Annotated in this window: 17 protein-coding genes; 8 read left to right on the top strand and 9 right to left on the bottom strand. The window is 50.1% G+C overall.

Annotated features, from left to right (window positions below; genetic code table 11):
* Positions 1 to 42 precede the first annotated feature (42 nt).
* The 8 genes from BUB81_RS19720 to BUB81_RS19685 all read left to right on the top strand — a co-directional run bounded on the left by BUB81_RS19720 (position 43) and on the right by BUB81_RS19685 (position 13,960).
* Positions 43 to 1,563: a tryptophan halogenase family protein gene (locus BUB81_RS19720; protein ID WP_245819299.1), complete on the top strand. Its 1,521-nt coding sequence runs from the start codon at positions 43 to 45 to the stop codon at positions 1,561 to 1,563.
* The gene (locus BUB81_RS19715; RefSeq protein WP_073325075.1) at positions 1,560 to 2,990 is read left to right on the top strand and encodes an FAD-dependent oxidoreductase; all 1,431 of its coding nucleotides are present in this window, start codon (positions 1,560 to 1,562) and stop codon (positions 2,988 to 2,990) included. The genes BUB81_RS19720 and BUB81_RS19715 overlap by 4 nt, the downstream gene beginning before the upstream one ends.
* Before the next feature lie 17 nt (positions 2,991 to 3,007).
* On the top strand, positions 3,008 to 4,732 hold the full coding sequence (locus BUB81_RS19710; RefSeq protein WP_245819294.1) for a DUF5597 domain-containing protein: 1,725 nt from the start codon (positions 3,008 to 3,010) through the stop codon (positions 4,730 to 4,732).
* Between the two features lie 23 nt (positions 4,733 to 4,755).
* The gene (locus BUB81_RS19705; protein WP_073325074.1) at positions 4,756 to 7,686 is read left to right on the top strand and encodes a glycoside hydrolase family 31 protein; all 2,931 of its coding nucleotides are present in this window, start codon (positions 4,756 to 4,758) and stop codon (positions 7,684 to 7,686) included.
* 20 nt (positions 7,687 to 7,706) lie between these two features.
* Complete coding sequence (locus tag BUB81_RS19700) at positions 7,707 to 10,916, top strand: glycoside hydrolase family 3 N-terminal domain-containing protein (RefSeq protein WP_084526760.1); 3,210 nt, start codon at positions 7,707 to 7,709, stop codon at positions 10,914 to 10,916.
* Positions 10,917 to 11,123: 207 nt separating this feature from the next.
* Complete coding sequence (locus tag BUB81_RS19695) at positions 11,124 to 11,774, top strand: hypothetical protein (RefSeq protein WP_073325073.1); 651 nt, start codon at positions 11,124 to 11,126, stop codon at positions 11,772 to 11,774.
* Positions 11,767 to 12,531, top strand: a complete 765-nt coding sequence (locus BUB81_RS19690; RefSeq protein ID WP_073325072.1) for a DUF3307 domain-containing protein — start codon at positions 11,767 to 11,769, stop codon at positions 12,529 to 12,531. Before BUB81_RS19695 ends, BUB81_RS19690 begins: the two co-directional genes overlap by 8 nt.
* A gap of 199 nt (positions 12,532 to 12,730) precedes the next feature.
* Entirely contained in the window at positions 12,731 to 13,960 is a 1,230-nt protein-coding gene (locus BUB81_RS19685; protein WP_073325100.1) for a GGDEF domain-containing response regulator, read from the top strand.
* A 46-nt stretch (positions 13,961 to 14,006) separates the two neighbouring features.
* Here BUB81_RS19685 and BUB81_RS19680 read toward each other — a convergent pair whose 3' ends face one another.
* The 9 genes from BUB81_RS19680 to BUB81_RS19640 all read right to left on the bottom strand — a co-directional run bounded on the left by BUB81_RS19680 (position 14,007) and on the right by BUB81_RS19640 (position 24,658).
* Positions 14,007 to 15,731 (bottom strand): SLC13 family permease, encoded by a 1,725-nt coding sequence (locus BUB81_RS19680; protein ID WP_073325071.1) that lies wholly within the window; start codon positions 15,729 to 15,731, stop codon positions 14,007 to 14,009.
* 17 nt (positions 15,732 to 15,748) lie between these two features.
* Complete coding sequence (gene cysN, locus BUB81_RS19675) at positions 15,749 to 17,164, bottom strand: sulfate adenylyltransferase subunit CysN (protein WP_073325070.1); 1,416 nt, start codon at positions 17,162 to 17,164, stop codon at positions 15,749 to 15,751.
* Positions 17,165 to 17,166: 2 nt separating this feature from the next.
* Complete coding sequence (gene cysQ, locus BUB81_RS19670) at positions 17,167 to 17,955, bottom strand: 3'(2'),5'-bisphosphate nucleotidase CysQ (protein WP_073325069.1); 789 nt, start codon at positions 17,953 to 17,955, stop codon at positions 17,167 to 17,169.
* Positions 17,955 to 18,548, bottom strand: coding sequence for an adenylyl-sulfate kinase (gene cysC / locus BUB81_RS19665; RefSeq protein WP_073325068.1), 594 nt, complete (start codon positions 18,546 to 18,548; stop codon positions 17,955 to 17,957). Before cysC ends, cysQ begins: the two co-directional genes overlap by 1 nt.
* Entirely contained in the window at positions 18,548 to 19,462 is a 915-nt protein-coding gene (gene cysD / locus BUB81_RS19660; protein ID WP_073325067.1) for a sulfate adenylyltransferase subunit CysD, read from the bottom strand. Before cysD ends, cysC begins: the two co-directional genes overlap by 1 nt.
* 315 nt (positions 19,463 to 19,777) lie before the next feature.
* Positions 19,778 to 21,289, bottom strand: a complete 1,512-nt coding sequence (gene putP / locus BUB81_RS19655) for a sodium/proline symporter PutP (protein WP_073325066.1) — start codon at positions 21,287 to 21,289, stop codon at positions 19,778 to 19,780.
* A gap of 195 nt (positions 21,290 to 21,484) precedes the next feature.
* Entirely contained in the window at positions 21,485 to 22,186 is a 702-nt protein-coding gene (locus tag BUB81_RS19650; protein ID WP_073325065.1) for a DUF3379 family protein, read from the bottom strand.
* Entirely contained in the window at positions 22,179 to 22,688 is a 510-nt protein-coding gene (locus BUB81_RS19645) for a sigma-70 family RNA polymerase sigma factor (RefSeq protein ID WP_073325064.1), read from the bottom strand. The genes BUB81_RS19650 and BUB81_RS19645 overlap by 8 nt, the downstream gene beginning before the upstream one ends.
* A gap of 113 nt (positions 22,689 to 22,801) precedes the next feature.
* Positions 22,802 to 24,658, bottom strand: coding sequence for a DUF885 domain-containing protein (locus BUB81_RS19640; RefSeq protein ID WP_073325063.1), 1,857 nt, complete (start codon positions 24,656 to 24,658; stop codon positions 22,802 to 22,804).
* Positions 24,659 to 24,664: the final 6 nt, after the last annotated feature.

Here is a 24,664-nt window from a genome sequence, read left to right as displayed (position 1 = left end):
CGGCTTTGTGAAGAAGCTGCCCGATAAAAGGAACACGGTTTGGTGACTACCCCACAACACATTTGCATCGCTGGTGGCGGCACCGCAGGCTGGATGACAGCGGCGGCGCTGGCTAACCGTTTGCCACACTCTCACTATCGCATCACGCTGGTGGAGTCGGCGCAAATTGGCACTGTGGGGGTCGGGGAGTCAACCATTCCGCACATACGACAGTTTAATAGTGCCTTGGGGATTACCGAGGACGAGTTTATTGCGGCTACCTCGGCCACCTGTAAGTTGGGAATTGAATTTACCGATTGGGGCAAGGTAGGCGAAAGCTATATCCACCCGTTTGGTGAGCTTGGCAAACCCTTAGCGGGCATTGAATTTCATCATTTGTGGCAAGCTGCCAGTCTGCAAGGGCTGGACGTACCCATTGAATCGTTCAGTGTGGCGGCCGTCGCAGCCAGGCAGCGCAAGTTTTCGCCGCCGCATGCGTCCCGTGAACACCTGCTATCTACCTATACTTATGCGTATCATTTGGACGCCAGTGCCTACGCGCGATTCTTACGAGACTATGCCGAACAACGCCAGGTAATTCGCGTTGAAGCACAAATTCGAGAAGTGAAGCGGGACCACGAAGGCGGCCCTATCACAGCGCTTTCACTGGACAACGGGGAGCAAATAAGCGCGGATTGGTTTATCGATTGCACCGGTTTTCGTAGCCTGTTGATAGGTGATTACTCACAAGCTGAGTTTATTGACTGGTCAGAATGGTTGAAAACTAATCGGGCGGTGGTGTTACCGTGTGAAAAAGACGGGCCCAGCCGCCCATATACTAAAGCCATGGCCAGAGACGCCGGGTGGCAATGGCAAATACCGCTGCAACATCGCATTGGCAATGGTTACGTGTATTGCAGCGATTATATTAGTGATGAAGAAGCAGAACACACGTTGCGCTCAACGTTGCCTGGTGAAGCCCTGGCAGACGTGCGCTTTCTTGATTTTAAGGCGGGTTGCCGCAAACAGTTATGGGTTCAAAACTGTGTGGCAATCGGGTTATCTGCTGGCTTTCTGGAGCCGCTGGAGTCCACCAGTATTTTCCTCATTCAAATGGGGATCGCCAAGTTTCTGGAGCATTTACCGGGCACGCACAATGATGCGGCCCGCAATCAATACAACCGCGAGTTAACCGAGCAGTATCAGGTGATCCGCGATTTCATTATTTTGCATTATTACCTCACGCAGCGGCATGACACGCCGTTTTGGCGAGACTGTCAGGCCATGACTTTACCCGATAGCCTGACCGAGCTGATTTTAGCCTTTCGAGACAGTGGCCTGGTCGATAAGAAACAATATGGTCTCTGGCCTGCGGTGTGTATTGGTCAGCATTTGCATCCAAAACAGGTCGATAGCCGGGTTGCCGCTATTCCACCTCAACAGCTAATCGGTATGCTGAATCAGTTAAAATCAGACATAGCCGCTCAGGTTGCCACGCTGCCCAATATGGATGATTACCTGTCGTCACTGGTTGCTCAGACACCGCTTCAGAAAAGCGGCATGCGGGCCGGAGGGCAGGTATGAGCAAATTATTTCAGCGAGACTTGTTTGAGACGCCAACAAATACCCATGGCCGGGCACTGAAGTCGATTTGGGTGGTCGGTGACGATGTACACGGGCTCAGCACTGCCGTCGCCTTTGCAACGGCGCTCAAACCGTTCGGGATTAAAGTTGGCGTAGTCTCATTAACAACAGCAACGGCTAAACAGGCGTCTCTGCATTCCTGTAACGGGCACCTTTTCGAGTTTCATCGCCGCTATCAAATACCCGAACGGGCTTTTATGCAAAGTCAGGGCGTGGCGTTTTTTACTGCCATGTCTCTGGCAACTGCCAGTCGCCCAAACGAGCCAGTCTGGCTGGCAAACGATACCTGGTTGCCGTTATTCAATGGCATTGAACTACATCAGGTAAAACGTTGGCTGAGTGATGTTGCCCCTGTGGAAACGTCATTTGCCGCTGCCGCCGCTAAAGCCGGAAAAACCGTGTTTCCCTCTGGTCAGCAGGGCACTTTGGGCAACAGTTTTGAACTGGGCGCCGTTGTTGATACAAAGGCTTACTGCGCGTTTTTAACTCAACACGCGGTAGAGCGTGGCGTCACGTTTGTTACGTCCGAAGATATTGCATTCGAACAATGCCCACATAGCGGCGATATCACGACACTGGTACTGAGCAATAACCAGCGTATTCAGTGTGATTGGGTAGTGGATGCAACCGGGCCGCAAGCACGTGTAATTGGGCAGGCTTTAAAACGCCCCTTTGAAAGCTGGCATGCCTATTCACCTATCAGCCTGTTAGGCGAAACAACAGAGCAGAGTGCGTCGAACACGCCAGGTATAGCCGTAAGCGTGAATTATACAGGCTATCAGCAAGTCCAATACCTGGGCGGTAAAAAACGTACGGCGACATTTGCTGTAGTTCGTAGCGGTGTCGGTGAGAGTGAGGCAGGCTTTCGTGAGCCGGTGTCGAACAACTGTCTGGCCGTTGGTCCGGCCGCTTATCACATTGATGTGCCGGGTATGTCCTCACTGCACATTACACACCGAATTATAGAACGATTTTTAAACGTGGTGCCCTGTCTGCCTGCCCCTGTTACCTGGGGGCGGGCATTCAACCGCAGCACGAAGCAAGACTGCGAACACCTCAGAGACTTTGGTTGTTTGCTGCTAAGCGCAATGGCAACCCGGCAGCAGGAAACAGGCAAACCCTGGCAGGTTTTACCCAAGCTGTCTGATTCACTTGATCAGGCCCTTACTTTGTTTAACGAGTCAGCCCGCTGCACAGTGCCGCCAGATGCCATGATCCACCGGCAGCGCTGGTTAGACGCACTGGCATTAGCCAGTAGCAATGAGCAAGCCTTTGAGCCGCTATTGAATGCGGTATCTCAAACGTCGGGCCAACAGTTTCTGCAGCGCATTGCGACACAAATTCAATCACTGGTAAGCCAGTGCTAACGTTTTCAGGAGTAGACGTGAACACATTTAAACAAACCCTCTTCGGCACAGGACTCATAGCAAGCGCCATATTGACAGGTTGTAGCAGTACCGGGCAGCAGGCACAAAGTAGTGGCCTACAAGCTTCAACCACACCACTTCCGGTGATTGTTACTAAACAGGGAAAGCACCAGTTTCAGGTAGACGGAAAACCGTTTTTAATGCTTGGTGCGCAAACCAATAACTCGGCAAATTATCCTGCGGCACTGCCCGATGTGTGGCCAGTAGTAGAAAAAATGCACGCCAACACCCTGGGGATCCCGGTAGCTTGGGAACAAATCGAACCCGAGGAAGGGCGCTTTGACTTTAGCTATCTGGATACCCTCATTGCCGAAGCAAAGGCCCACGATGTGAAAGTGGTACTGCTGTGGTTTGCGACCTGGAAAAACAACGCGCCTCATTACGCACCTGCCTGGGTAAAGCTTGATAACCAGCGCTTTCCCCGGGTAGTAACCAAAGAGGGCAAGCTGCTTAACTCCTTGTCGCCACACGGCAAAGCCACTTTGGAGGCCGACAAAAAAGCGTTTGTACAGTTAATGACCTACTTGCGTGACAACGACCCTTCGCATCAGGTGATCATGGTACAAGTGCAGAACGAAGTGGGCACCTACGGCAGCAAGCGCGATTTTTCCGAATTGGCGAATGAGATTTTTGAACAACCCGTGCCCGTTGAGCTTACTCAGGCTTTGGGTGTGAACAACGGATCATGGCAAACGGTATTCGGTAACGATGCCGATGAATATTTCCACGCCTGGCACATTGGTCGTTACGTGGATGAAATTGCAGCAGCTGGTCAGGCAATCAAAGACCTGCCCATGAATGTGAATGTGGCTTTGCGCAATCCGTTTAATCCCGGCGATGGTTATTCTATGGGGGGGCCCACCGACAACGTGATTGATTTGTGGAAGGTGGCGGCACCACATATCGATATGATTTCCCCCGACATATATTTTCGCGATCACGAAACCGCCACCAAAGTCCTTGAGCTGTATGCTCGTGATGACAACCCGCTGTTTGTAGCGGAAATAGGCAACGACCAGCCCTACGCCCGTTATTTCTTTTCCATGTTGGGAGAGCAGGGCATTGGTTTTGCGCCATTTGGTATGGACTACACCGATTACGCTAACTTCCCACTGGGCGCAAAATCAGTAACCGACGAGGTGATTGCGCCGTTTGCCGATAATTATGCGTTGTTTGGCCCCATGGCAGAAGCCTGGGCGGCGTTGTCGTTTACCCATCCGGTGTGGGGATTCGCTGAGCCCGATGCAAAAGCCATGAGTGGCGATGTGTGGAACGCCAAAGGTACCAGTCAGGCTGAGCCTGATACTGAGGCACCTGCGCCGGGTGAACACTTTACGCAACGCGCCGATTTGGGCTTATGGAATGCGGAAGTCACCTATGGACGGGAAATGTTTTGGATCAATCCACCTACCGGTAACACGCCTGCTTCAGGCGGTGCTGCCATTGTTCGCTTAAGCGACAACGAGTTTTTAATTACCGCCTTTCGGGCGCGTGTCACCCTGACTCCTTCTGATGAACTGGCTGGCCAGCACAGCATGATCGAACGAGTAGAAGAGGGCCATTTTGATGGCCAGCAGTGGGTATTTGAGCGTGTCTGGAATGGTGATCAGACCGATTGGGGTCTGAATTTCACATCGCGTCCGCACGTACTGAAAGTCCGTATGGCCACTTATTCGCGCTAAGTTTTTCCAGGGAGTATTTGAACATGAATAATAAAACCAGGCTATTAGGCAGTGTTGCCATTGCCGTTTCTGCAGCATTGTTGCTGCCCGCCTGCCAACCGGCCAATGACTCTGCCAGTGCAGTTAGCAGTCAGCAGCAAGCCGGTAACTTTGAACGTACCGAGCATGGCGTGGTGGTGTACCCTTCGCAAGGGCAAGCCCAGGCCGTGCAGGTACAGGTGTATCGCGACAATATTTTCCGGGTCACCAGTCTGGCCCACAAGCAACTCGATGCGGTTGCCGAAAGTATTCAGGTGGTGGCCTCACCTAATTCCGCGTTTAACGTGTCCAGTGAGGACGGCGTTGTTACGTTGTCTGCGTCTGGCGGCAAAGCGCAAATCAGTCTGGTTACCGGCGCGGTAGAAGTGTTTGATGCCAGCGGTAAGTCATTGCTTAAACCGGTAAACAGTGGGGAGTTTGGCCCGGTAACAACCGATCCTATTACGCCTGAGGCGAACAGTTATGCCCTGCGCCAGCAATGGAACCGGGGTTCAAAAGAAGGCTTCTTCGGACTGGGGCAGCATCAGAATGGTCAAATGAACTACGCCGGTGAAAACCTGTTTATGACCACCCACAACCTGGAAATCACCATTCCTATGGTGGTATCGAATCGCAACTATGGCGTGTTGTGGGATAACGCCTCCATGACACATTTTGGTGATCCTGCCGGACCACAGCCGCTAGACAAGCATTTGACCTTATTTGATGAAGACGGCAACCCTGGCGGGCTGACTGCTTATTACTACGATGGCGACAAGTTGCTTCACAAGCAAAAAGAAGCCAAACCGGACTATCAGTTTTTAGCCAATAACAACACGCGTGAAACGCCTTTCCCTGAAGAGTTGGGTGACGTGACACAGCCACGCGTGGTGTGGAAGGGCAGTATGCAGGCCGATGCCGACGGCGAGCACCTGTTTAAGATGTATTCCAGCGGCTATGCCACACTGCGTATTGATGGCGAAGAGTTGCTGCATCGTTGGCGCATGAACTGGAACCCCTGGTACCACGATGTGAAAGTACCGCTGAAAGCCGGTGAGTCCGTACCGGTTGAAATGGAGTGGGATTCACAAGGCGGTTATTTCTATGTTGAGCACATGCCGCCGCAGCCGGAGCAAGATCGCTATTCGCTTTCGTTTGCCTCTGAGTCTGGCAAATCCATTGATTACTATGTGGTAGTCGCAGACAACTACGATGGCGTAGTGGCCGGTTATCGGGAGCTTACCGGTGAGGCTGTATTGCTGCCGAAGTGGGCCTATGGTTTCTGGCAAAGTCGCGAGCGCTATACCAATCAGCAGGAGCTGGTGGACGTGGTTAAAGAGTATCGCAAACGCGGTATTCCACTCGATAACATTGTGCTGGATTGGTCGTACTGGCCACAGGATGCCTGGGGCAGTCACGATTTCGACAAAGAGCATTTCCCTAAACCCAAAGAAATGGTCGACGAAGTACATGCATTGAACGCCAACATTATGATTTCAGTATGGCCGAAGTTTTATTCAACCACCGACCATTACAAAGAGCTGGACGCCAAAGGTTATATGCTCAATAAGAACGTCAACATCGAGAAAAACCTCGACTGGATTGGCGAAGGTTATCTGAACGGGTTCTACGATCCGTATCCGGAAGAAGCGCAGGAGATTTTCTGGCGTCAGATCCGGGACAAACTGAATGTGGTAGGCATCGATGCCTGGTGGCTGGATGCCTCAGAGCCGGACATTCACTCAAACCTGTCGTTTACCAAACGCAAGGAAATCATGACGCCTATGTCGGTAGGACATGGTGCCGAATACTTTAACTCCTATGCCGTACCTAACGCAGAGGGTGTGTATAAAGGTGAACGCCGCGATGACGGCGACAAGCGCTCGTTTATTCTGACCCGCAGCGGGTTTGGTGGTATTCAGCGTGCAGGCGCAGCGATTTGGAGCGGTGATACCGTACCGCGCTGGTCAAACTTACGCGAGCAAATTGCTGCCGGATTGGGGGCGAGTTTGGCGGGCATGCCGAACTGGACCATGGATATTGGCGGTTTTACGCCAGAAAATCACTATCGTTATACCAGTAATGGCACCGTAGGGCACTTCTCGGGATTAGAGCCGGAAGATGTACAACCGTGGCAGGAACTCAATGTGCGCTGGTTCCAGTTTGGTGCGTTTGTCCCGCTGTTCCGCTCGCATGGTCAAAATCCTTATCGCGAAATCTACAATATTGCGGATGAAGGCTCAGAGGTGTACAACTCCATGGTGTACTACACGCGTCTGCGCTATCGCCTGATGCCTTACATTTACAGTGAAGCGGGTAAACAATACCACGACCACAATACGCTGATGCGCGGTTTGGTCATGGATTTCCCGAATGACATCACTGCCATAAACCTGAACGACCAGTATATGTTTGGCCCCGGATTATTGGTTAGCCCGGTTCATGAAGAAGGTGCGACAACCCGCGATGTGTATTTGCCTGAGGGAACGGGGTGGTTCGATTTTTACACAGGTAAAACCTATCAGGGTGGCCAGACTGTTACCGCTGATGCGCCGTTGTCGCGGATGCCGCTATTCGTAAAAGCGGGCACCATCCTGCCCACCGGGCCGGCTATTCAAACCGTATACGAACAACCCGATGCGCCGTTATTACTGACAATTTACGCCGGTGCAGATGGCGACTACACCTTGTATGAAGATGATGGCAAAACCTACGGCTACGAGCAGGGGGCGTTCAGCACCATTCATTTCACTTGGGATGACGCAAACAGCACGCTGGCGATTAGCGAGCGGCAGGGCGAGTTTGAAGGCATGGTAGAGAAGCGCGATATCCGGGTCAGAGTGATTCGCGGTGAGCAAACCGATGCCGCTGATTTCTCTGTGGTGCCTGCCACCGCAGTGCGCTATGAGGGTACTGCGCAGAGTGTGAGTCTGTAACTATGCGTAAGATACTGTTTATGAATACACCTTCTACTAAGGGCAAGCTGTCGCTGATTGCGGCAGCCTTTGCGAGCGTAGCACTGGTAGCTTGTACCAGTGCTACGGCACCGAATCCAACATCGAAAGCGGATTCCGTTGAAACAACTAGCTGGCCGACACTGCAAAGCCCGATCAGCTATGCTGACGAAGACAACGCTTTCGTTGCTGATTTAGTGGCCCGAATGAGCACTGAACAGAAAGTGGGTCAGCTAATGCAGGCGGAAATTCAAACTATTACGCCTGCCGAAGCCCGGCAATACCATATTGGTTCTATTTTAAATGGTGGTGGCTCTGTTCCCAACCGACAGGCCGCTGCCACCGCCCGTGACTGGGCAGTCTTTGCCCAGTCTTTTTATGATGCCACGGCTACCAGTGAAAACGGCGAAGTGGCTATCCCTGTATTGTGGGGAACAGATGCGGTGCATGGCCACGGCAATCTGATCGGCGCGACTATTTTTCCGCATAACATTGGATTAGGTGCTGCCAACAACGTTGAGTTAATGACGCACATTGGCGAAGTGACTGCGCGGGAAGTACGCGCGTCCGGGATCGAGTGGATCTTTGCGCCTACGGTTGCCGTTGCGCGGAACGATCGGTGGGGCAGAACCTATGAGTCTTATTCTGAGCACCCGGACCGCGTTGCGTCACTTGGCGCGGCACTGGTTACCGGTATGCAAGGCAAACCCGGTACGCCATCCTTTCTGGATGAGTCGCACACGCTAGCGTCGGTTAAGCATTACCTTGGCGATGGTGGTACCACCGGAGGTGATGATCAAGGCGATACCGCAGTGTCTGAAGCCGACCTGATCCGCTTACACGCACCGGGGTATTTCTCGACGCTGGATGCAGGTGCACTCACCGTAATGGCGAGTTTCTCGTCATGGAATGGTGACAAAATGCACGGCAATCGCTATTTGCTGAATGACATTCTGCGCGACAAGCTCGATTTCAACGGCTTTGTGGTCGGAGACTGGAATGGTCACGGGCAATTGCCGGGGTGTACTAACGACAGTTGCTACCAAACGGTAAACGCCGGACTGGATTTGGTGATGGTGCCCTACGATTGGAAAACCATGTACGCCAATACACTGGCGCAGGTGCAGGCGGGTGACATCCCGGAACACCGTTTAAACGAAGCGGTTACCCGTATTTTACTGGTTAAAAAACAACTGGGTCTGTTTAATGGCAAAGGCCCCCTTGAGCGCGAATTGGGTGGGAATAACGCTGTTGTTGGTAGCGAGGCGCACCGCGACGTGGCTCGTCAGGCGGTTCGCGAGTCGTTGGTGCTATTGAAGAACAACAATCGCACGCTACCGATTGCTGGCAATGCCAACGTATTGGTGGCGGGCGATGGTGCGAATGATTTAGCCAAGCAAAGCGGCGGTTGGACGGTTACCTGGCAGGGTACCGGTACGCAGCAAGCCGATTACGTGGGCGCGACCAGTATTCTGCAAGGGTTTGAGCAAGCCATGTCTGCTGCTGGTGGTAATGTCACTTATTCCGCGCAAGGCGAATATGCAACGAAACCCGATGTCGCTGTGGTGGTGTTTGGCGAGGACCCTTACGCTGAAGGGCAGGGCGACATCAATACGCTGGAATTCTCCCCCGGCAAGCATGAAACGCTGACACTGCTGAAGCAATTACAGGCTGATGGCATTCCGGTTGTATCGGTGTTTTTGTCTGGCCGGCCGCTGTGGGTAACGCCTTACATTAACGCATCTGATGCTTTTGTTGCTGCCTGGTTACCGGGCAGTGAAGGACAAGGGATCGCTGATGTATTGGTAGGTGATAGCGAAGGCAAACCCGTGTATGACTTTAGCGGCACACTGGCCTTCTCCTGGCCGAAAACCCCGCTGCAGGATACGCTGAATGTGGGTGATGAGAACTACGACCCGCTGTTTGCCTACGGCTATGGCCTGACCTATGCGAAAGGCAAGGCCGTTGCGCCATTAAACGAGGATGTGCCCGGTGTGGCTGGCGAGGGTGTGCAGGATATCGCATTGTATGCGGGTCGTCCGCTTCAGCCGTTCAATGTGTTTTTAAATAACAGTCAGCGGGATCAGATATTTAGTGGTGCGTTTGCACAGTTACCGGATGGCACCGTCACCGTGGAAACCACCGACAAGGACATTCAGGAAGATGCCTTGCTGGTGACCTTTAAACAAGACTGGATGTCGGGACTGTTTATTGCTGGCGGTCAGCTTGATCTGTCGCCGTTCTACCCGAATGGCGCCCTGGAATTCGATATTCGTATTGATGACATGGAAAAAGGCCGCCTGGATGTGATCCTCGACTGCAATATTAATTGTCGCAATATGATTGCCATGCGTGATTGGGCAGTGGAAAAGCAAGGCAAAGGCTGGCAACAGGTGAGTATTCCTATGCATTGTATGCTGGAAAATGCGGAACATGGCAAGCAAGTTCAGCGAGCTTTCACCTTGCGCACCGGTGGTGACGGGCAGTTCGCCCTGGCTAACGTACATTTCCGCCGTGAAGCCAGTGTACCGGCAGAGCTGCAAATTCAGTGTCCGACCAATATTGCAACTCAACCTGATACGCTCAACGAATACTGGGCTGTGGACTGGTGGATGCCGCGCCACAACGAGAAGGTTGCGCAGGCACAGCAAGGGACAGCTAAGCTGGTAATGATTGGCGATTCCATTACGCATGGCTGGGAAGGTGACGGAAAAGCGGTTTGGGAGCGCTATTTTGGGGATATTGACACGCTTAACCTTGGCTTTGGTGGCGATCGTACGGAAAACGTATTGTGGCGATTACGCCATGGCGAACTGGGCAACGTAAAACCCGATCTGGTGATGCTGATGATTGGGACTAACAACACCGGTCATCGGTTTGACGACCCAACTCGCATTCGGGATGGCGTGGCTGCGATTCTGGATGAACTGGCGCTTCAGGTGCCTGACGCACAGGTGGTCATTCAGGCAATATTCCCTCGCAGTGCGCAGCCAGATGACGAGCTGCGTGTGAACAACAATCAAGCTAACGTCTTGCTCAAAGCATTAGCCAAAGAGCGGCAAGTGAAGTTTGTTGACTTTGGTCAGGCGTTCTTAACCAAGGATGGCGTGCTCACTAAAGAGGTGATGCCTGATCTGCTGCATCCCAAGGAATATGGTTACGATATATGGGCGAAGCAAATTGAACCCATAATTAAGCAATACGTCGACTAACGTCATTTGCTCTGCTTTTGTCACTGCATCTTTCACTAAAAGGTGTAGTGACACTTTCCTCTTCATCGCAGTAATGCGTTTTCTTCTTTTTGTATTTAGCTTTATAGGGCTAAATTTTTATTTTTAGCCTAATTTGGCTAAATTTGCCTTTTTAGTCTTAAGAGGCTAAATTGTCTGTGTGTGATACAGGTTTATAGGAAATCGATAGTGACGAATAAGGGCACAACACTTGCCGTGTTGACCGGCGATATTGTTAATTCAACAAAATTGAATGTAGCGCAATTCGATACTTTGCTGCATCGCCTTAAGGAAATTCAGTCATGGATATCACAAGCCAATGCGGGCAATACGCATAGCATAAGGCGTGGCGATGAGTTCCAGACTGTAATTTATGATCCGGCCAACGCCTTGCGCTACGTATTGTTGTATCGTGTGGGCATAAAAGCGCTGGGTAAAGCGTTTGATTGCCGCATTAGCTTTGCAATCGCACGCAACGAAGGCACACGAGAGCTGGTTGACGAATCCATGGGAGAAGCGTTTATTCGCTCAGGTCGGGGGCTTAAAACGCTGAAATCTGAATTCGTGTATTTCGATTCGGATCGCAGCGAATTAGTCGCTCAGTTCAGTTTGCTGTTAAAATACTTAGACTGGCAACTTTCTTCACTCACTTCACGTCAATGTGAAGTATTGTTACCCATGCTGCAGCATGAAGACAGTTTATCGGTCAGTGAGTTAGCTGATACACTGAATATCGCCGTTGCGACCGCCAGTAAATCATTAAAATCGTCTGGGTGGCCGTTAATTCAGGCACTCAGGGAACAGTTTTACACTCAGGTTGCGGAGACATTGGATGTTTGATTTTTACGGTGTACTGGCTTCATTTTTACTGATACACCTGCTTTGTGACTTTTATCTGCAACCAGATAGCTGGATAGCCGCCAAAAAAGCCAGCACCTATCGCGGATGGCAACTCTATGCGCATGCGTTTTTACACGGAATTGGTCTGATTATTCCTGCGGTCATTATTGGACTTAGCTGGTCTTCCGTTGCCTGTATGGTGCTCATTGTCAGCATAAGTCATTTTGTGATTGATTGGTGGAAAGTGAGCGTAAACGATAGCGATCGATTCGCTTTTTTTGCCCTGGATCAGGTGCTGTATATCGCGGTGTTGGTGGCAATTGCATTCCATATGACAGAAGCGGTTACCCTGGATGCGATAATGAAACACAAACAGTTTCCACAGGTGATCATGGTTGTCACCGGTTATCTGTTTATCCTTAAACCTACTTCTATTGTTATTGGCAGTATCCTCAAAAAATACACAGTCACGGTGGACGAGGACAATACTCAAAGCACATTCAAAGGGTTAATCGCGGGGGGAGAGCTAATCGGCTACCTCGAACGAACACTTATTCTCACTTTCTCGTTGGTTGGTAGCTATGCGGCGGTAGGATTCGTACTGGCGGCAAAGTCAATTTTTCGATTTGGCGAATTAAACAAGGAAGCGGGACGCAGTATGACAGAGTATGTATTGATTGGCTCTTTGCTGTCGGTGGTGATCACAACCATCGTCGGTGCTTTCATTTCCCTCGGTCTGGACGTCAAACTCAAATAAATGAAGGTTTCGTATTTACGGGAATTTATGCTGTTCGGTTGAGTTGTCTATGCAGTTGTACTATTTCCCTACGAATAGCCAGGTAATAGCGCTAAGAGTATAGACATCAGTATAAACTTGGTCGCGAACAGGGGCATTAGTCATTAATCTGGGGTACTATCTGGTAGGCATTCTTCGTTAAATCTAAATGAGCCAAATTATGTACAAGGTATTGGTGACAGAAGACAGCCCAATCGTCAGAAAAATTCTTTTCAAATTGATCGAAGATAATCCTTATTTTCAAAGTGTTCTCTGTGAGGACCTGGCGAGTGCGCGCGAGCAGCTGGAAAGCGACCAATCGTTTCTGGCGGCCATTGTTGACCTGAATTTACCCGATGCACCGAATGGTGAAATTGTTGATGTCGTGCTTTCTTACGACGTCCCAACGGTTGTGTTGACCGGCAACTTCGATGAACACTTGCGCCACATGCTGCTGGACAAAGGCGTACTGGACTACATAACCAAAGAGTCCCGTTACTCCTACATGCAGGTGGTAAAGCTCATCGAACGACTGAGAAAAAACCTGTCGACCAAAGTACTGGTTGCGGACGATTCTATAACCAGCCAAAACTTTCTCAGCCATTTTCTTAAAAAGTTTGGATTCCAGGTACAGTGCGTCAACGATGGTGTTGAAGCATTAGCTGCATTAGACGCCGATAGCGACATTAAACTGGTAATCTCTGATTACATGATGCCCAACCTGGATGGCTTTGAATTGGTGAAGAAAATTCGTCAGGACCGTCGCTTCCAGGATCTGATCTTTGTTGGCTTGTCTGCAAAGGGCAATAGCATGCTGTCGGCAAAATTCATCAAAAGTGGTGCCAATGACTTCTTGAGCAAGCCGTTTTATCACGAAGAGTTTTTCTGTCGTGTCTTACACAGCTTAGAATTACAGGAGATGATGGAGCAGGTAAGGGATGCGGCCAATTTGGATCCGTTGACCAATACCTATAACCGTCGTTATTTGTTTGAACACGGAGAGCTTATGCTCAAAACTGGTAAGCAAACTACGGTGGTGATTATTGATATCGATGACTTTAAGCCAATCAATGATACCTACGGACATAAAACAGGGGACAAGCTCTTAGAGGCTTTCTCTATGCTGTTAAAACGCTATTACCGTGAAGATATGGTCGCGCGTTATGGTGGCGAAGAGTTTGTTGTTGTGTCAGAGCGGGAATATGAGCAGGTCATGCACATCACCACACTGTTTATGCAAAAGCTCCGTGAGCTGTCATTCACCGAGCACAGCATAACAATGACCTGCAGTATTGGTGTAAGTAGCAATAATTCGGGTAGTCTGGAAGATCTGATTGATATTGCAGACAAACGTTTGTACGAAGCGAAACACTCAGGAAAAGACAAAGTTATCGAAGCAATAGCAGTGTAATTGGTTCTGTTTTAAAAAGAAACGGCCCTTCACGGGCCGTTTTTGTTTATAAATACAGGCTGTTTAGCATTGTGATCACGATGCTGGAGTACACAATGGAAATGGGTAATCCAAACCGAATAAAGTGCCCGAATTTATAATTGGCGGCGTTGTACACCAGTAGGTTGGTTTGATAGCCGTACGGTGAGATAAAGCTCGCACTCGCCGCAAAGGCAACGGCTAACGCAAACGGGAGTAACGGCGCACCAATAATTTCAACCAGGCCAAACGCAAACGGAAACATCAGGGCGGCCGCGGCGTTGTTAGTAACAAACTCTGTCAGAACCAGAGTGAGTACATAGACGACAACCAAGGCCAATAGCCAGTTTGTGTCGGCCAGATAGGGCAGCAATTGCTCGGTACTGAGTGCAATGACCCCCGAGTTTTCAAGTCCACTCGCTAGCGACAGCGCCCCCACAATCACCACAATCAGGTTCAGCGGCATATTGCGTTTGATTTCGCCATTGGAAGTGACCTTTGCGCCAATCAGCACTGCCGCAAAGAACAACAAGCCAATGGCCAGCGGCAGCATCTCAGTTGCAGCTAACGCCACTGTTGCTAAGAACCCGCCCACTGTGATCCATTCCTGCGGTGTCGAGAGTGGACGGGAAATCCGCTGCTCAGACAGGATAAAGAAGTTCTTGGACAGGTTATGACGAGAATGGAAATCAGGCCCTGCGGCAAGTAACAGGAAGTCACCGGCCTGCAGTTTAATTTCTCCCAGCTTACCCGATAGCTGTTCACCATCGCGACGGATAGCCACGACCGCAGCATCAAATAAGGCGCGAAAGCCGAGCGCTTTAATCGTCTGGCCAATGATTTGCGCGCGATTTGACACAATGACTTCGGTTAAGTTTTCCCGCAATAGACCGTCAGCTTCAGCAAAGGTGGTTAAGCCTTTGATATGCGATAACGTATCGAGATTCTTGACGTTGCCTGAGAAAATCAGCTTGTCACCACCCTGGATTATCACATCCGGGCCAACCGGACTAATCAGCTTGCCTTTCCTCACAACCTCTACCAGAAATAACTCTGGTAAATTGCGCAGGTGATTCTGCTCAACTGTTTTGCCAACCAGTTCAGAGTCATCGCTGACCTCTGCTTCGACAATGTATTCCCTGAAATCATTTTGCTTATTGGCAATAGTGGGTAACAGGGGAGTGAGCAGAAACATCAGCAAGCCGCAGCTTAAGCCTGCCACCAGGCCAATTACGGTAAAATCTAAGAAGCCAAAGCCAGGGTGCCCATGCTCTTGTAAAAAGCTGTCTACGATCAGGTTGGTAGAGGTACCGATTAAGGTCACCGTTCCGCCCAGAATGGCAGCGTAAGACAAGGGAATAAGCAATCGTGAAGCAGGGTGGTACTGGTTTTGTTTTACCGGTCCAATAAGGCTGGCTACGATAGCCGTGTTATTCAGTAACGCCGAGGAGAAAAATGTCAGACCGAATAAACGCCAGTAAGACTGAGTGAAATTAGCCGTGACTAACTTTCGGCCCAGACGTTTTATAAACGCGGTCTTGTCAATTGCGCTGCTAACAAGTAGCAGAAGTATCAGGGTAATTAAGCCCTTATTGGTGAGATTTACCAGAATTTCATCGAATGTGATTTGTTGGGCCACTAACAGACCCAACACCGCAAGCGCGAAAACCGTAGAGGGGCGCAGATTCGAAAAAATCAGCGCCCCGATGGTACCGAAGAAAAAGCTCAGTACCACGAGGTGGTTCAGATCCATCTTGTAAGATCCTGCTCCTACAGCTTGCTAATATCGATGGCATTCCAGTGAGGGAAATGCTTACGAACCAGTTCATTGAATTCCAGCTCAAAGGCTGAGAACTCAGTGGCACCGTGCAGCTTATCCTTCGCCAGTTCATCGATGATCATACCTGCACCAACGGTACCGTTGGTTAAGCGATCAATTACAATGAAGGCGCCGGTTGCGCGGTTGCGCTTGTACGGGTCACAAGGCACAGGCTGGGTAAACTTCACATCAACCACACCGATTTCGTTCAGGTTCATGTGCAGAGACTGGCTGTGCTCCAGTGTGTTTACGTCGATCAGGTGATCGATAGCCGCAACGCTGCCTGGGGTGGTTTTTGTGGCGAACTTAAACATGTATTGCTTGTTCGGCATCATAGGCTCTTCAGCCATCCATACCAGGTGAGTTTTAAATTGTGTACTCAGCAACGGCTTGTTGTCTGACTTCACAATCATGTCGCCACGAGAGATATCAATTTCGTCTTCCAGCGTCAGGGTCACTGCCAGTGGCGCATAGGCTTCATCCAGGTCGCCATCGAAGGTGACAACTTGCTTCACCTTAGAGGTCTTGCCTGAAGGCAATGCTGTTACGTCGTCTCCGGGCTTGATTTGACCAGACACAACGGTACCGGCAAATCCACGGAAGTCCAGGTTAGGACGGTTGACGTACTGTACCGGGAAGCGGAAGTCGTCAGTGTTTGCATCTTTATTGATTTCAATGCTTTCCAGCATTTCCATCAGGGTTTTACCGTCGTACCAAGGCGTATGTTCGCTCAGGTTTACTACGTTATCGCCTTCAAGGGCTGAAATGGGCACGAAGTGAATATCAGGGATATCCAACTGCTTGGCGAACTCTTTGTAGTCTGCCTGAATTTCTTTGTACACCTCTTCGCTGTACTTCATCAGGTCCATTTTATTGACGGCAACGATAACGTGCTTGATACCTAACAACGATACCAGGAAGGAGTGGCGACGTGTTTGTGTTTTCACACCCGCGCGCGCATCAACCATCAGGATGGCCAGGTCACAGGTAGAGGCACCGGTCACCATGTTACGCGTGTACTGCTCGTGTCCCGGCGTGTCGGCAATGATGAACTTGCGCTTGTCGGTTGAGAAGTAGCGGTAGGCTACGTCAATAGTAATACCTTGTTCACGCTCAGATTGCAGACCGTCAACCAGTAACGCCAGGTCAACTTTGTCGCCGGTCGTACCTACTTTTTTACTGTCCTGGGTAATTGCGGCTAACTGATCTTCATAAATCATTTTTGAGTCGTGCAGCAGGCGGCCGATCAGGGTACTTTTACCGTCATCAACGCTACCACAGGTCAAAAAGCGCAGTAGATCTTTGTGTTCGTGTTGGTCAAGGTAAGACAGAATGTCTTCTTTCAATAATTCGTTTTCGTTATTCATGCTTATGCACTCACGAGGAAATAAGGGTTTAACACAGACTCTTTCTGATTGTAGGTAAGAGCCTCAGCGTCAGGATTCAGTGGGTTTGCGCCGTCCAGTACGGTTACGTTTGCGCCTGCGGCCAGTGCCACAGCGTGCGCTGCGCCGGTATCCCATTCAGAGGTTGGGCCCAGGCGAGGGTAAAGGTGCGCTTCGCCTTCTGCTACCAGGCACAGTTTCAGAGAGCTGCCCATGGCAACCAGCTCTGATTCACCGCCAAGCAGTTCCAGCAGGTTTTTGATTTCGGGGCTTTGGTGCGAGCGGCTACCTACCACTTTCCACACTTCGCCTTCGCTGTGTAACTTGGCCGAGATGGGGTTTACCCCTTCCGCGGTCTCAGTCCAGGCGCCCTGACCAACAATCCCTACGTAGGATTTTTCTAAAGCCGGTGCATACACCACACCCATGATTGGCTTACCGCCATCAATCAGTGCAATGTTGACGGTAAATTCACCGTTCTTTTTAATGAATTCCTTGGTGCCATCCAGTGGGTCGACCAGCCAGTAGCGGGTCCAGGTTTTACGCTCTTCCCATGGAATATCAGCTGATTCTTCAGACAGGATAGGCAGATCGGAAATGGCTTCAAGGCCGGCCACGATGCACTTATGTGCAGCCAGGTCGGCTTCTGTCAGCGGGCTGGTGTCCTGTTTTTCGTACACCGCAAAATCACGCTGATAGATTTCCATGATCTTTGCACCCGCTTCTTTGGCAATTGCCAGAACTTGTAAAGCGAGAGGGTCCGTAATGGCCATTACAACAATCCTTTTTCAGTTAACAGGTTAAACAAGCGCTCAGCCGTGTCTTCGGCAGATTCTTCCTGATAAGGTAAATGTACCTCAGGGGAGCTTGGCGCTTCATAGGCAGAATCAATACCGGTAAAGTGTTTGATTTCGCCACTGCGTGCTTTTTTGTACAGGCCTTTCGGGTCGCGTTGTTCACAGACTTCCAGCGGTGTATCAACGAAGACTTCGATGAATTCGTCTTCTGCCAGCAAGTTGCGGCAAAAATCGCGGTCGGTCTGGAACGGAGAAATAAACGCGGTTAACACCACCAGTCCGGAGTCTACAAATAACTTTGCGACTTCACTGATGCGGCGGATGTTTTCTACCCGGTCCTTGTCGCTAAAGCCAAGGTCACCACACAAGCCGTGACGCACGTTATCGCCGTCCAGCAAATAAGTGTGTTTACCTTGTTCGTGTAGTTTCTTTTCCAGCAAGTTGGCCAGGGTAGATTTACCCGAACCGCTTAAACCGGTTAACCACAACACGCGCGGTTTCTGGCCCAGGCTTTCTGCACGTGTCGTTTTATTGATCTCGTGCTTATGCCAAACGATATTGGTGGCCATTAGAAGTACCCTTCCATCTTCTTCTTCTCCATCGAGCCAGCGCTATCGTGGTCAATCACACGACCCTGACGCTCGGAGGTTTTGGTCAGCAGCATTTCCTGAATAACTTCTGGCAGTGTCGCGGCAGTCGATTCAACGGCACCGGTCAGTGGGTAACAACCCAATGTACGGAAACGCACTGATTTCATTTCTGGTACTTCGCCTTCTTCCAGCGGCATACGGTCATCGTCAACCATGATCAGAACGCCATCGCGCTTCACAACAGGACGTGGCTTGGCCAGATACAGTTGAGGGATATCGATGTTTTCTTTGTAGATATATTGCCAGATGTCCAGCTCAGTCCAGTTCGACATTGGGAATACACGGATGCTCTCGCCTTTGTTGATTTGCGAGTTGTAGATATTCCAAAGTTCCGGGCGCTGGTTTTTAGGATCCCAGCGGTGGTTGCTGTCACGGAATGAATAAACGCGCTCTTTCGCACGTGATTTTTCTTCGTCACGGCGCGCGCCACCAAAGGCGGCATCGAACTTGTATTTGTTCAGCGCTTGTTTCAGCGCTGCAGTTTTCATAACGTCGGTGTGCTTGGCACTACCGTGTGTGAATGGGCCCATACCCATGTCCACACCTTCCTGGTTAATGTGTACCAACAGGTTGAAACCGTGTTTCTTCGCTTGCTGGTCACGAAACTCTATCATTTCGCGAAATTTCCACGTGGTGTCCACGTGTAATAACGGGAATGGAATTTTGCCTGGCGCAAATGCTTTGCGTGCCAGGTGTAACAGCACCGAGGAATCCTTGCCTACGGAATACAGCATCACTGGGTTTTCGAATTCCGCAGCGACTTCACGAAAGATATGGATACTCTCGGCTTCGAGTTGTTTCAAATGGGTGGTTGACGGGATACTTGCAGTCATTTATCGAGTCCGAAGTTTAGGTTTATATACGAAATGATTATATACATAGAACCCTAACATATTTAGAAGCATTTGTGCTATGCCATTTTGCTATTTGAAATAGCACTTTTATTCCTTTGCCATAAAGTTGTCACAATGATTCAGAAGCGCGTTGATATGAGAATGGCTTAAGCCGCGCTGGCAAAAGGGTTAAGGCTCTGTTGGTATATACAGGGTGCTTTAGTATACGCCTGATTGCAGTGGTATGACGAGAGAGGAAAGAAAGATATTTTATTTAAATGGCGGCTTACCGCATGTAAGCCGCCGACATGTTTACTAACGCTGTTGGTGAAGCGCGTCTTCAAATCTAGCGAAGGTGGCTTGTACGCTTTCTCGTGGCTGGGTGAATTTACTTACCACAACAATAGCGATACTGGAAAGCACGAATCCCGGGACGATTTCGTACATCCACTGGCTTAAACTCTGCCCTTCAATTTGCACTGGCAGGTAAATCCACAGCAGAACAGTAGCAGCTCCTGTAATCATGCCTGCAAATGCCGCTGCGCGCGTCATGTTACGAGAGAACAAACTGAAAAGCACTAACGGGCCAAATGCCGCACCAAAACCGGCCCAGGCGTTACTCACCAGCGATAAAATCGTACTATCACGATCGTAAGCCAAACCAATCGCAACGGCAGCTACCAGAACGACGGATACCCGACCAGCGATAACCAGTTCGCCCTCTGAGGCGTCTTTGCGCAGGAATATCTGATAAAAATCACTGGTTAACGAGCTGGACGTCACCAGCAACTGCGATGAAATAGTACTCATGATCGCGGCCAGAATAGCTGCCAGTAAAAAGCCGCCAATGAGAGGATGGAACAAGATCTGAGAGAGGTAAATAAAAATGGTTTCAGGGTCTATAGTTACATCGGGTTGCTGAGTGATGTAAGCAAGGCCATACAAGCCGGTCATCAATGCACCGGTAATCGACAAAATCATCCAGCTCATGCCAATACGACGAGCAACCGGAACCGCTTTTACAGAGCGAATTGCCATAAAGCGAACGATGATGTGCGGCTGACCAAAATAGCCGAATCCCCAGGCGAGCAACGACAAAATGCCAATGAATGACAGCGTTGTACCGCTGGCTGCATCGGTAAATAAATCGAACATAGCCGGGTCGATATTGTTGATCACCTGATTAGCCTGAGACAAACCGCCCAGCTCCATGACAACCACAACGGGTACCAGAATCAGCGAGATGAACATGATGCAACCTTGTACAAAGTCGGTCATGCTCACCGCCATAAAGCCGCCAATCAGCGTATAAGCCACCACAACACCGGCGGTAACATAAAGGCCCAGTTCATAGCTCAGGTTAAAAGAAGACTCGAATAACTTGCCGCCTGCAACGACGCCCGAAGACGTGTACAGCGTAAAGAAAATCACAATGACTACCGAGGCAATGACTCTCAGCATACGGCTGTTGTCGGCAAAGCGGTTTTCGAAGTAATCGGGTAAGGTGATCGCGTTGTTGGCAATTTCGGTGTATACGCGCAGGCGAGGAGCAACCAAAATATAATTAAGAAAGGCGCCGATGGTAAGGCCGATAGCTATCCAGGCAGCAGAAATACCTGCTACATACATTGCCCCAGGTAATCCCATCAGCATCCAGCCACTCATGTCTGAGGCGCCTGCAGACAGGGCTGTTACCGCTGGGCCTAATTTCCGGCCACCTAACATGTAGCCTTCAACACTGGTGTCAGCTTCTTTGTAGCCATACCAACCAATGCCTAACATCACTAAAAAATACAGGCCCAATGAGACCATGGTGCCAACTGCCATTAGCGCTTCCTTCAATCGTTATCGTTATAGTGTTTGTTTTTACTATATCAGGATGGGGTGATGCGTTACCAGCAAGCGGCTCGAATAAACGGTAGGGGAGATGTATAGGGAGTTAAAACGAGAATTGTAAGGCGGCCAGATTAAGTGCGGCTCATCTGAGGATAAGCCGCATTGCCTTGAGAATCTAAATCAGGTTTACGCTGAGAATTTCAAGCGTTGCTTAAGTACGTTCTGGAACGCTGGAATATCGGCGCCTTTCTCGCCTACCACTAACACATTAGTTTGGTGTAACGCATAGGACATGCCTTCGTACACGCTATCGGCAAACCCATTTTTCACCGGGTGGTTTTTTTCGGGAACTAGGAATACTGACATGCGACCCTGCGCGGTTTCGATGATCAAATGCAAGCTGCGGATCGTGTCCAGGTGACAGTAATTAACCGAGGCAATTTTGCCAATCGCCGGGTCCAGTTCTGCGCCAAATTGTGCCAGCTTTGCATTGGCAATTTGGGCCGTCACCGGCACGTCGCCTACTGGCGTTTCATGTTCGGCATAATACATGTGTGCAAGGGCCGCTTCGCCTAAAGAGACATGTTGCTGTTGCCAGGCCGTAATACCTACGCCCACGGTGAGGGCGACACTGGCAGCCAGTCCAATGTACCAGCGATTTTTCCGTTTTTTGTGGGCAAACTCACGGACACTTTGTTGCCAAATTAATTTGTCAGCTAAGTCGTCGGGCACGGGGATATCTACCGCGCGCGTCAGTTTGTCGTCCAGTCGTTTAACATCCTGCCAAAAATCATCATACCCTTGATCGTCGTTTGCTGCTTGCACTAAGGCTTCGTCGGTATCCGCAGGGTTAGCATATATGCGGCGCCGAAATTCTAACTCATCCATTTTGGCGACCTCTTTCTGGTTGATTGGGAGCCAGCGCCTCTTTTAGCTGTGCGCGGGCTCTGAATAATCGTGTCATTACGGTATTTTTATTTAAATCCAGTTGTTGGGCTATTTCATCACCACTAAAGCCGAACAGGATTTGAAGTACGAGTGGCTCCCGGTAATCCTCATCCAGCTTCGCCATTGCACGTCTTAGCTGGCGAACCTCTGCGTCATTGTCGTGACAATCAGATGAGGATACGGACACATCGTCGATATCGACCAAATCAAACTGTTTACGCTCGAATCGCCGGGCGTTTTCGCGACGAAGTATGGTTATAAGCCAGGACTTCGCGGCCTTTTCATCCTGCAAGGAGTCGAGCGCGCGCCAGGCGCGCAAAAACGTTTCCTGCACAATATCTTCGGCAGTCGCTTTGTCATTGGTGAGCCAGTAGGCGTAGCGGTACACATCGGCGTGCAGCGCGCGTACTAAGGCTTCATAGCGTTGAGATTTTTCTTTCATGTCCTTATAGACCGACACGCTTCAAAACAAATTTCAACATTAGGCGTTTTTTTTCAAAAAAACAAAAAAGGAGCGCGAAGCTCCTTTTTGAATGTGTTGAAATAGCGGTAGGTTTATAGTTTACCAGTCACCCACTGATTCACTTTTTCTTCCAGCACAGACAGTGGCACCGGGCCGTCTTTCAGCACCACGTCATGGAATTCAGGGTAACTGAACTTGTCGCCCAGTGTAGCCTTGGCTGTTTCACGCAATTCCATGATTTTGAGTTTTCCAATCATGTAAGCCGTGGCTTGCCCAGGCATGGCAATATAACGTTCGATAGCCTTAATCGCATCGTATTCCGGGTTCGGTGTATTTTGGATGAGGTAGTCAATGGCTTCTTCACGGCTCCATTTTTGGGCGTGAATGCCGGTATCTACCACTAAGCGACACGCGCGCCATAGTTCCATTGCCAGGCGTCCGAAGTCGGAGTAGGGGTCTTTGTAAAAGCCCATGTCCTTGGCCAGTTCTTCTGTGTATAAGCCCCAGCCTTCGGTGTAGGCAGTAAAGCTCAGGAATTTCTGAAATTGAGGAATGCCTTCCAGCTCAAGGGCAATAGCACGTTGCATGTGGTGACCCGGAATACCTTCATGGTAAGCCAATGCTTCCATTTGATAGGTAGGCATGGCGTTCATGTCGTACAGGTTCGCGTAGTAGATACCCGGGCGCGAACCGTCCTGCGCAGGGTTCTGATAGAAAGCTTTGCCTGCTGACTTTTCGCGGAACGCTTCTACGCGTTTCACAACCATGGGCGCTTTAGGCGTCAAACCAAAATAGTCGGGTAACGCTTCACGCATGGTATCGATAGCGGCTGTGGCTTCAGCCAGGTAACGGTCACGGCCCTCATCGGTATTGGGATAGTAGAATTGTTCGTCGGTACGCATAAATTCGAAGAATTCCTGTAGCGTGCCGGTAAATTCAACCTGCTTCATGATGTCCCGCATTGCATTGTGGATGCGTTCGACATTTTCAACACCAATCTGGTGAACTTCATCAGCCGTTAAGTCTGTGGTGGTAAACCAGTTCAGACGATTTTGATACCACTTGTCACCGTCGGGCAGTCGCCATACACCATCGCCTTCGGGGCTGACTGTTTTTTGGTGTGCAAATGCGGCTATGAGTTTTTCATAAGCAGGTTTAACTGAAGTGAGTAGCGCTGCTTTGGCCTCGCCTTTTAGCGCCTCTGCTTCACTTTCACTCAGGTCAAGGGCGTCGACCTTGTCGCTAAAATCTTTCCACAGGGTAGAGGGCTTGTCTGATGAATCAAAAGGTATGCCGCTGATCACGTTTTGCGATGCTTCAATCATTTGATCATAGGCCCATTTCGGTGGAAATACCCCAAGGTTTTCACGAAGCTGCATCTGATCAATGACTTGATCGAAATAGCCCTTCACATTGTCTAAACGACCAATATACGCTTTGGCATCGTCAACACTGGTTACCCGATGAATATTGATCAGGAAGCTGGGCACGGAAGTGTGTGCCGCTCTGAATTGATGCACGATATAAGTGTGGTGACGGTATTTGTCGTTTTCTAAATCACGTTGAATACCCAGCTTAAACAGGCGAATGCTCATTTGTTCCTGCTCGCTCAGTTTGCTGGTATCAAACTGGGATATTTCCTGTAGTCGGTTTTTAGCAATCGCGATAGTCTCGTCGGCAAAGGCATCGCTCACATCCCCCCATTTGTCATAGTCCCATTTGATACCCAAGTAGCTTTGGAACTGTGGGGAACGCTTCAAGTCGTCCTGAAAAGTGCGTTCAAAAAACGCGGCAAGACGCTCGGACTCGGATTGCATTTGAGCGGGGCGCTCAGTGTCAGCCGTGGTGGCTGGTGATGTTGATTGAGGCGCCGGAGAGCAGGCCATTAGCCCGCTTATCGCGATTGCAATGGCGCTGACTTTAAGTATTTTCTGTGTTGGAATGTGCATAAGAGC

This window comes from Marisediminitalea aggregata, assembly GCF_900129565.1.
In the GTDB taxonomy this organism is placed as follows: domain Bacteria; phylum Pseudomonadota; class Gammaproteobacteria; order Enterobacterales; family Alteromonadaceae; genus Alteromonas; species Alteromonas aggregata.
The sequence above is the reverse complement of the archived record's forward strand: the minus strand, read 5'-3'. Positions and strand labels throughout refer to the sequence as shown.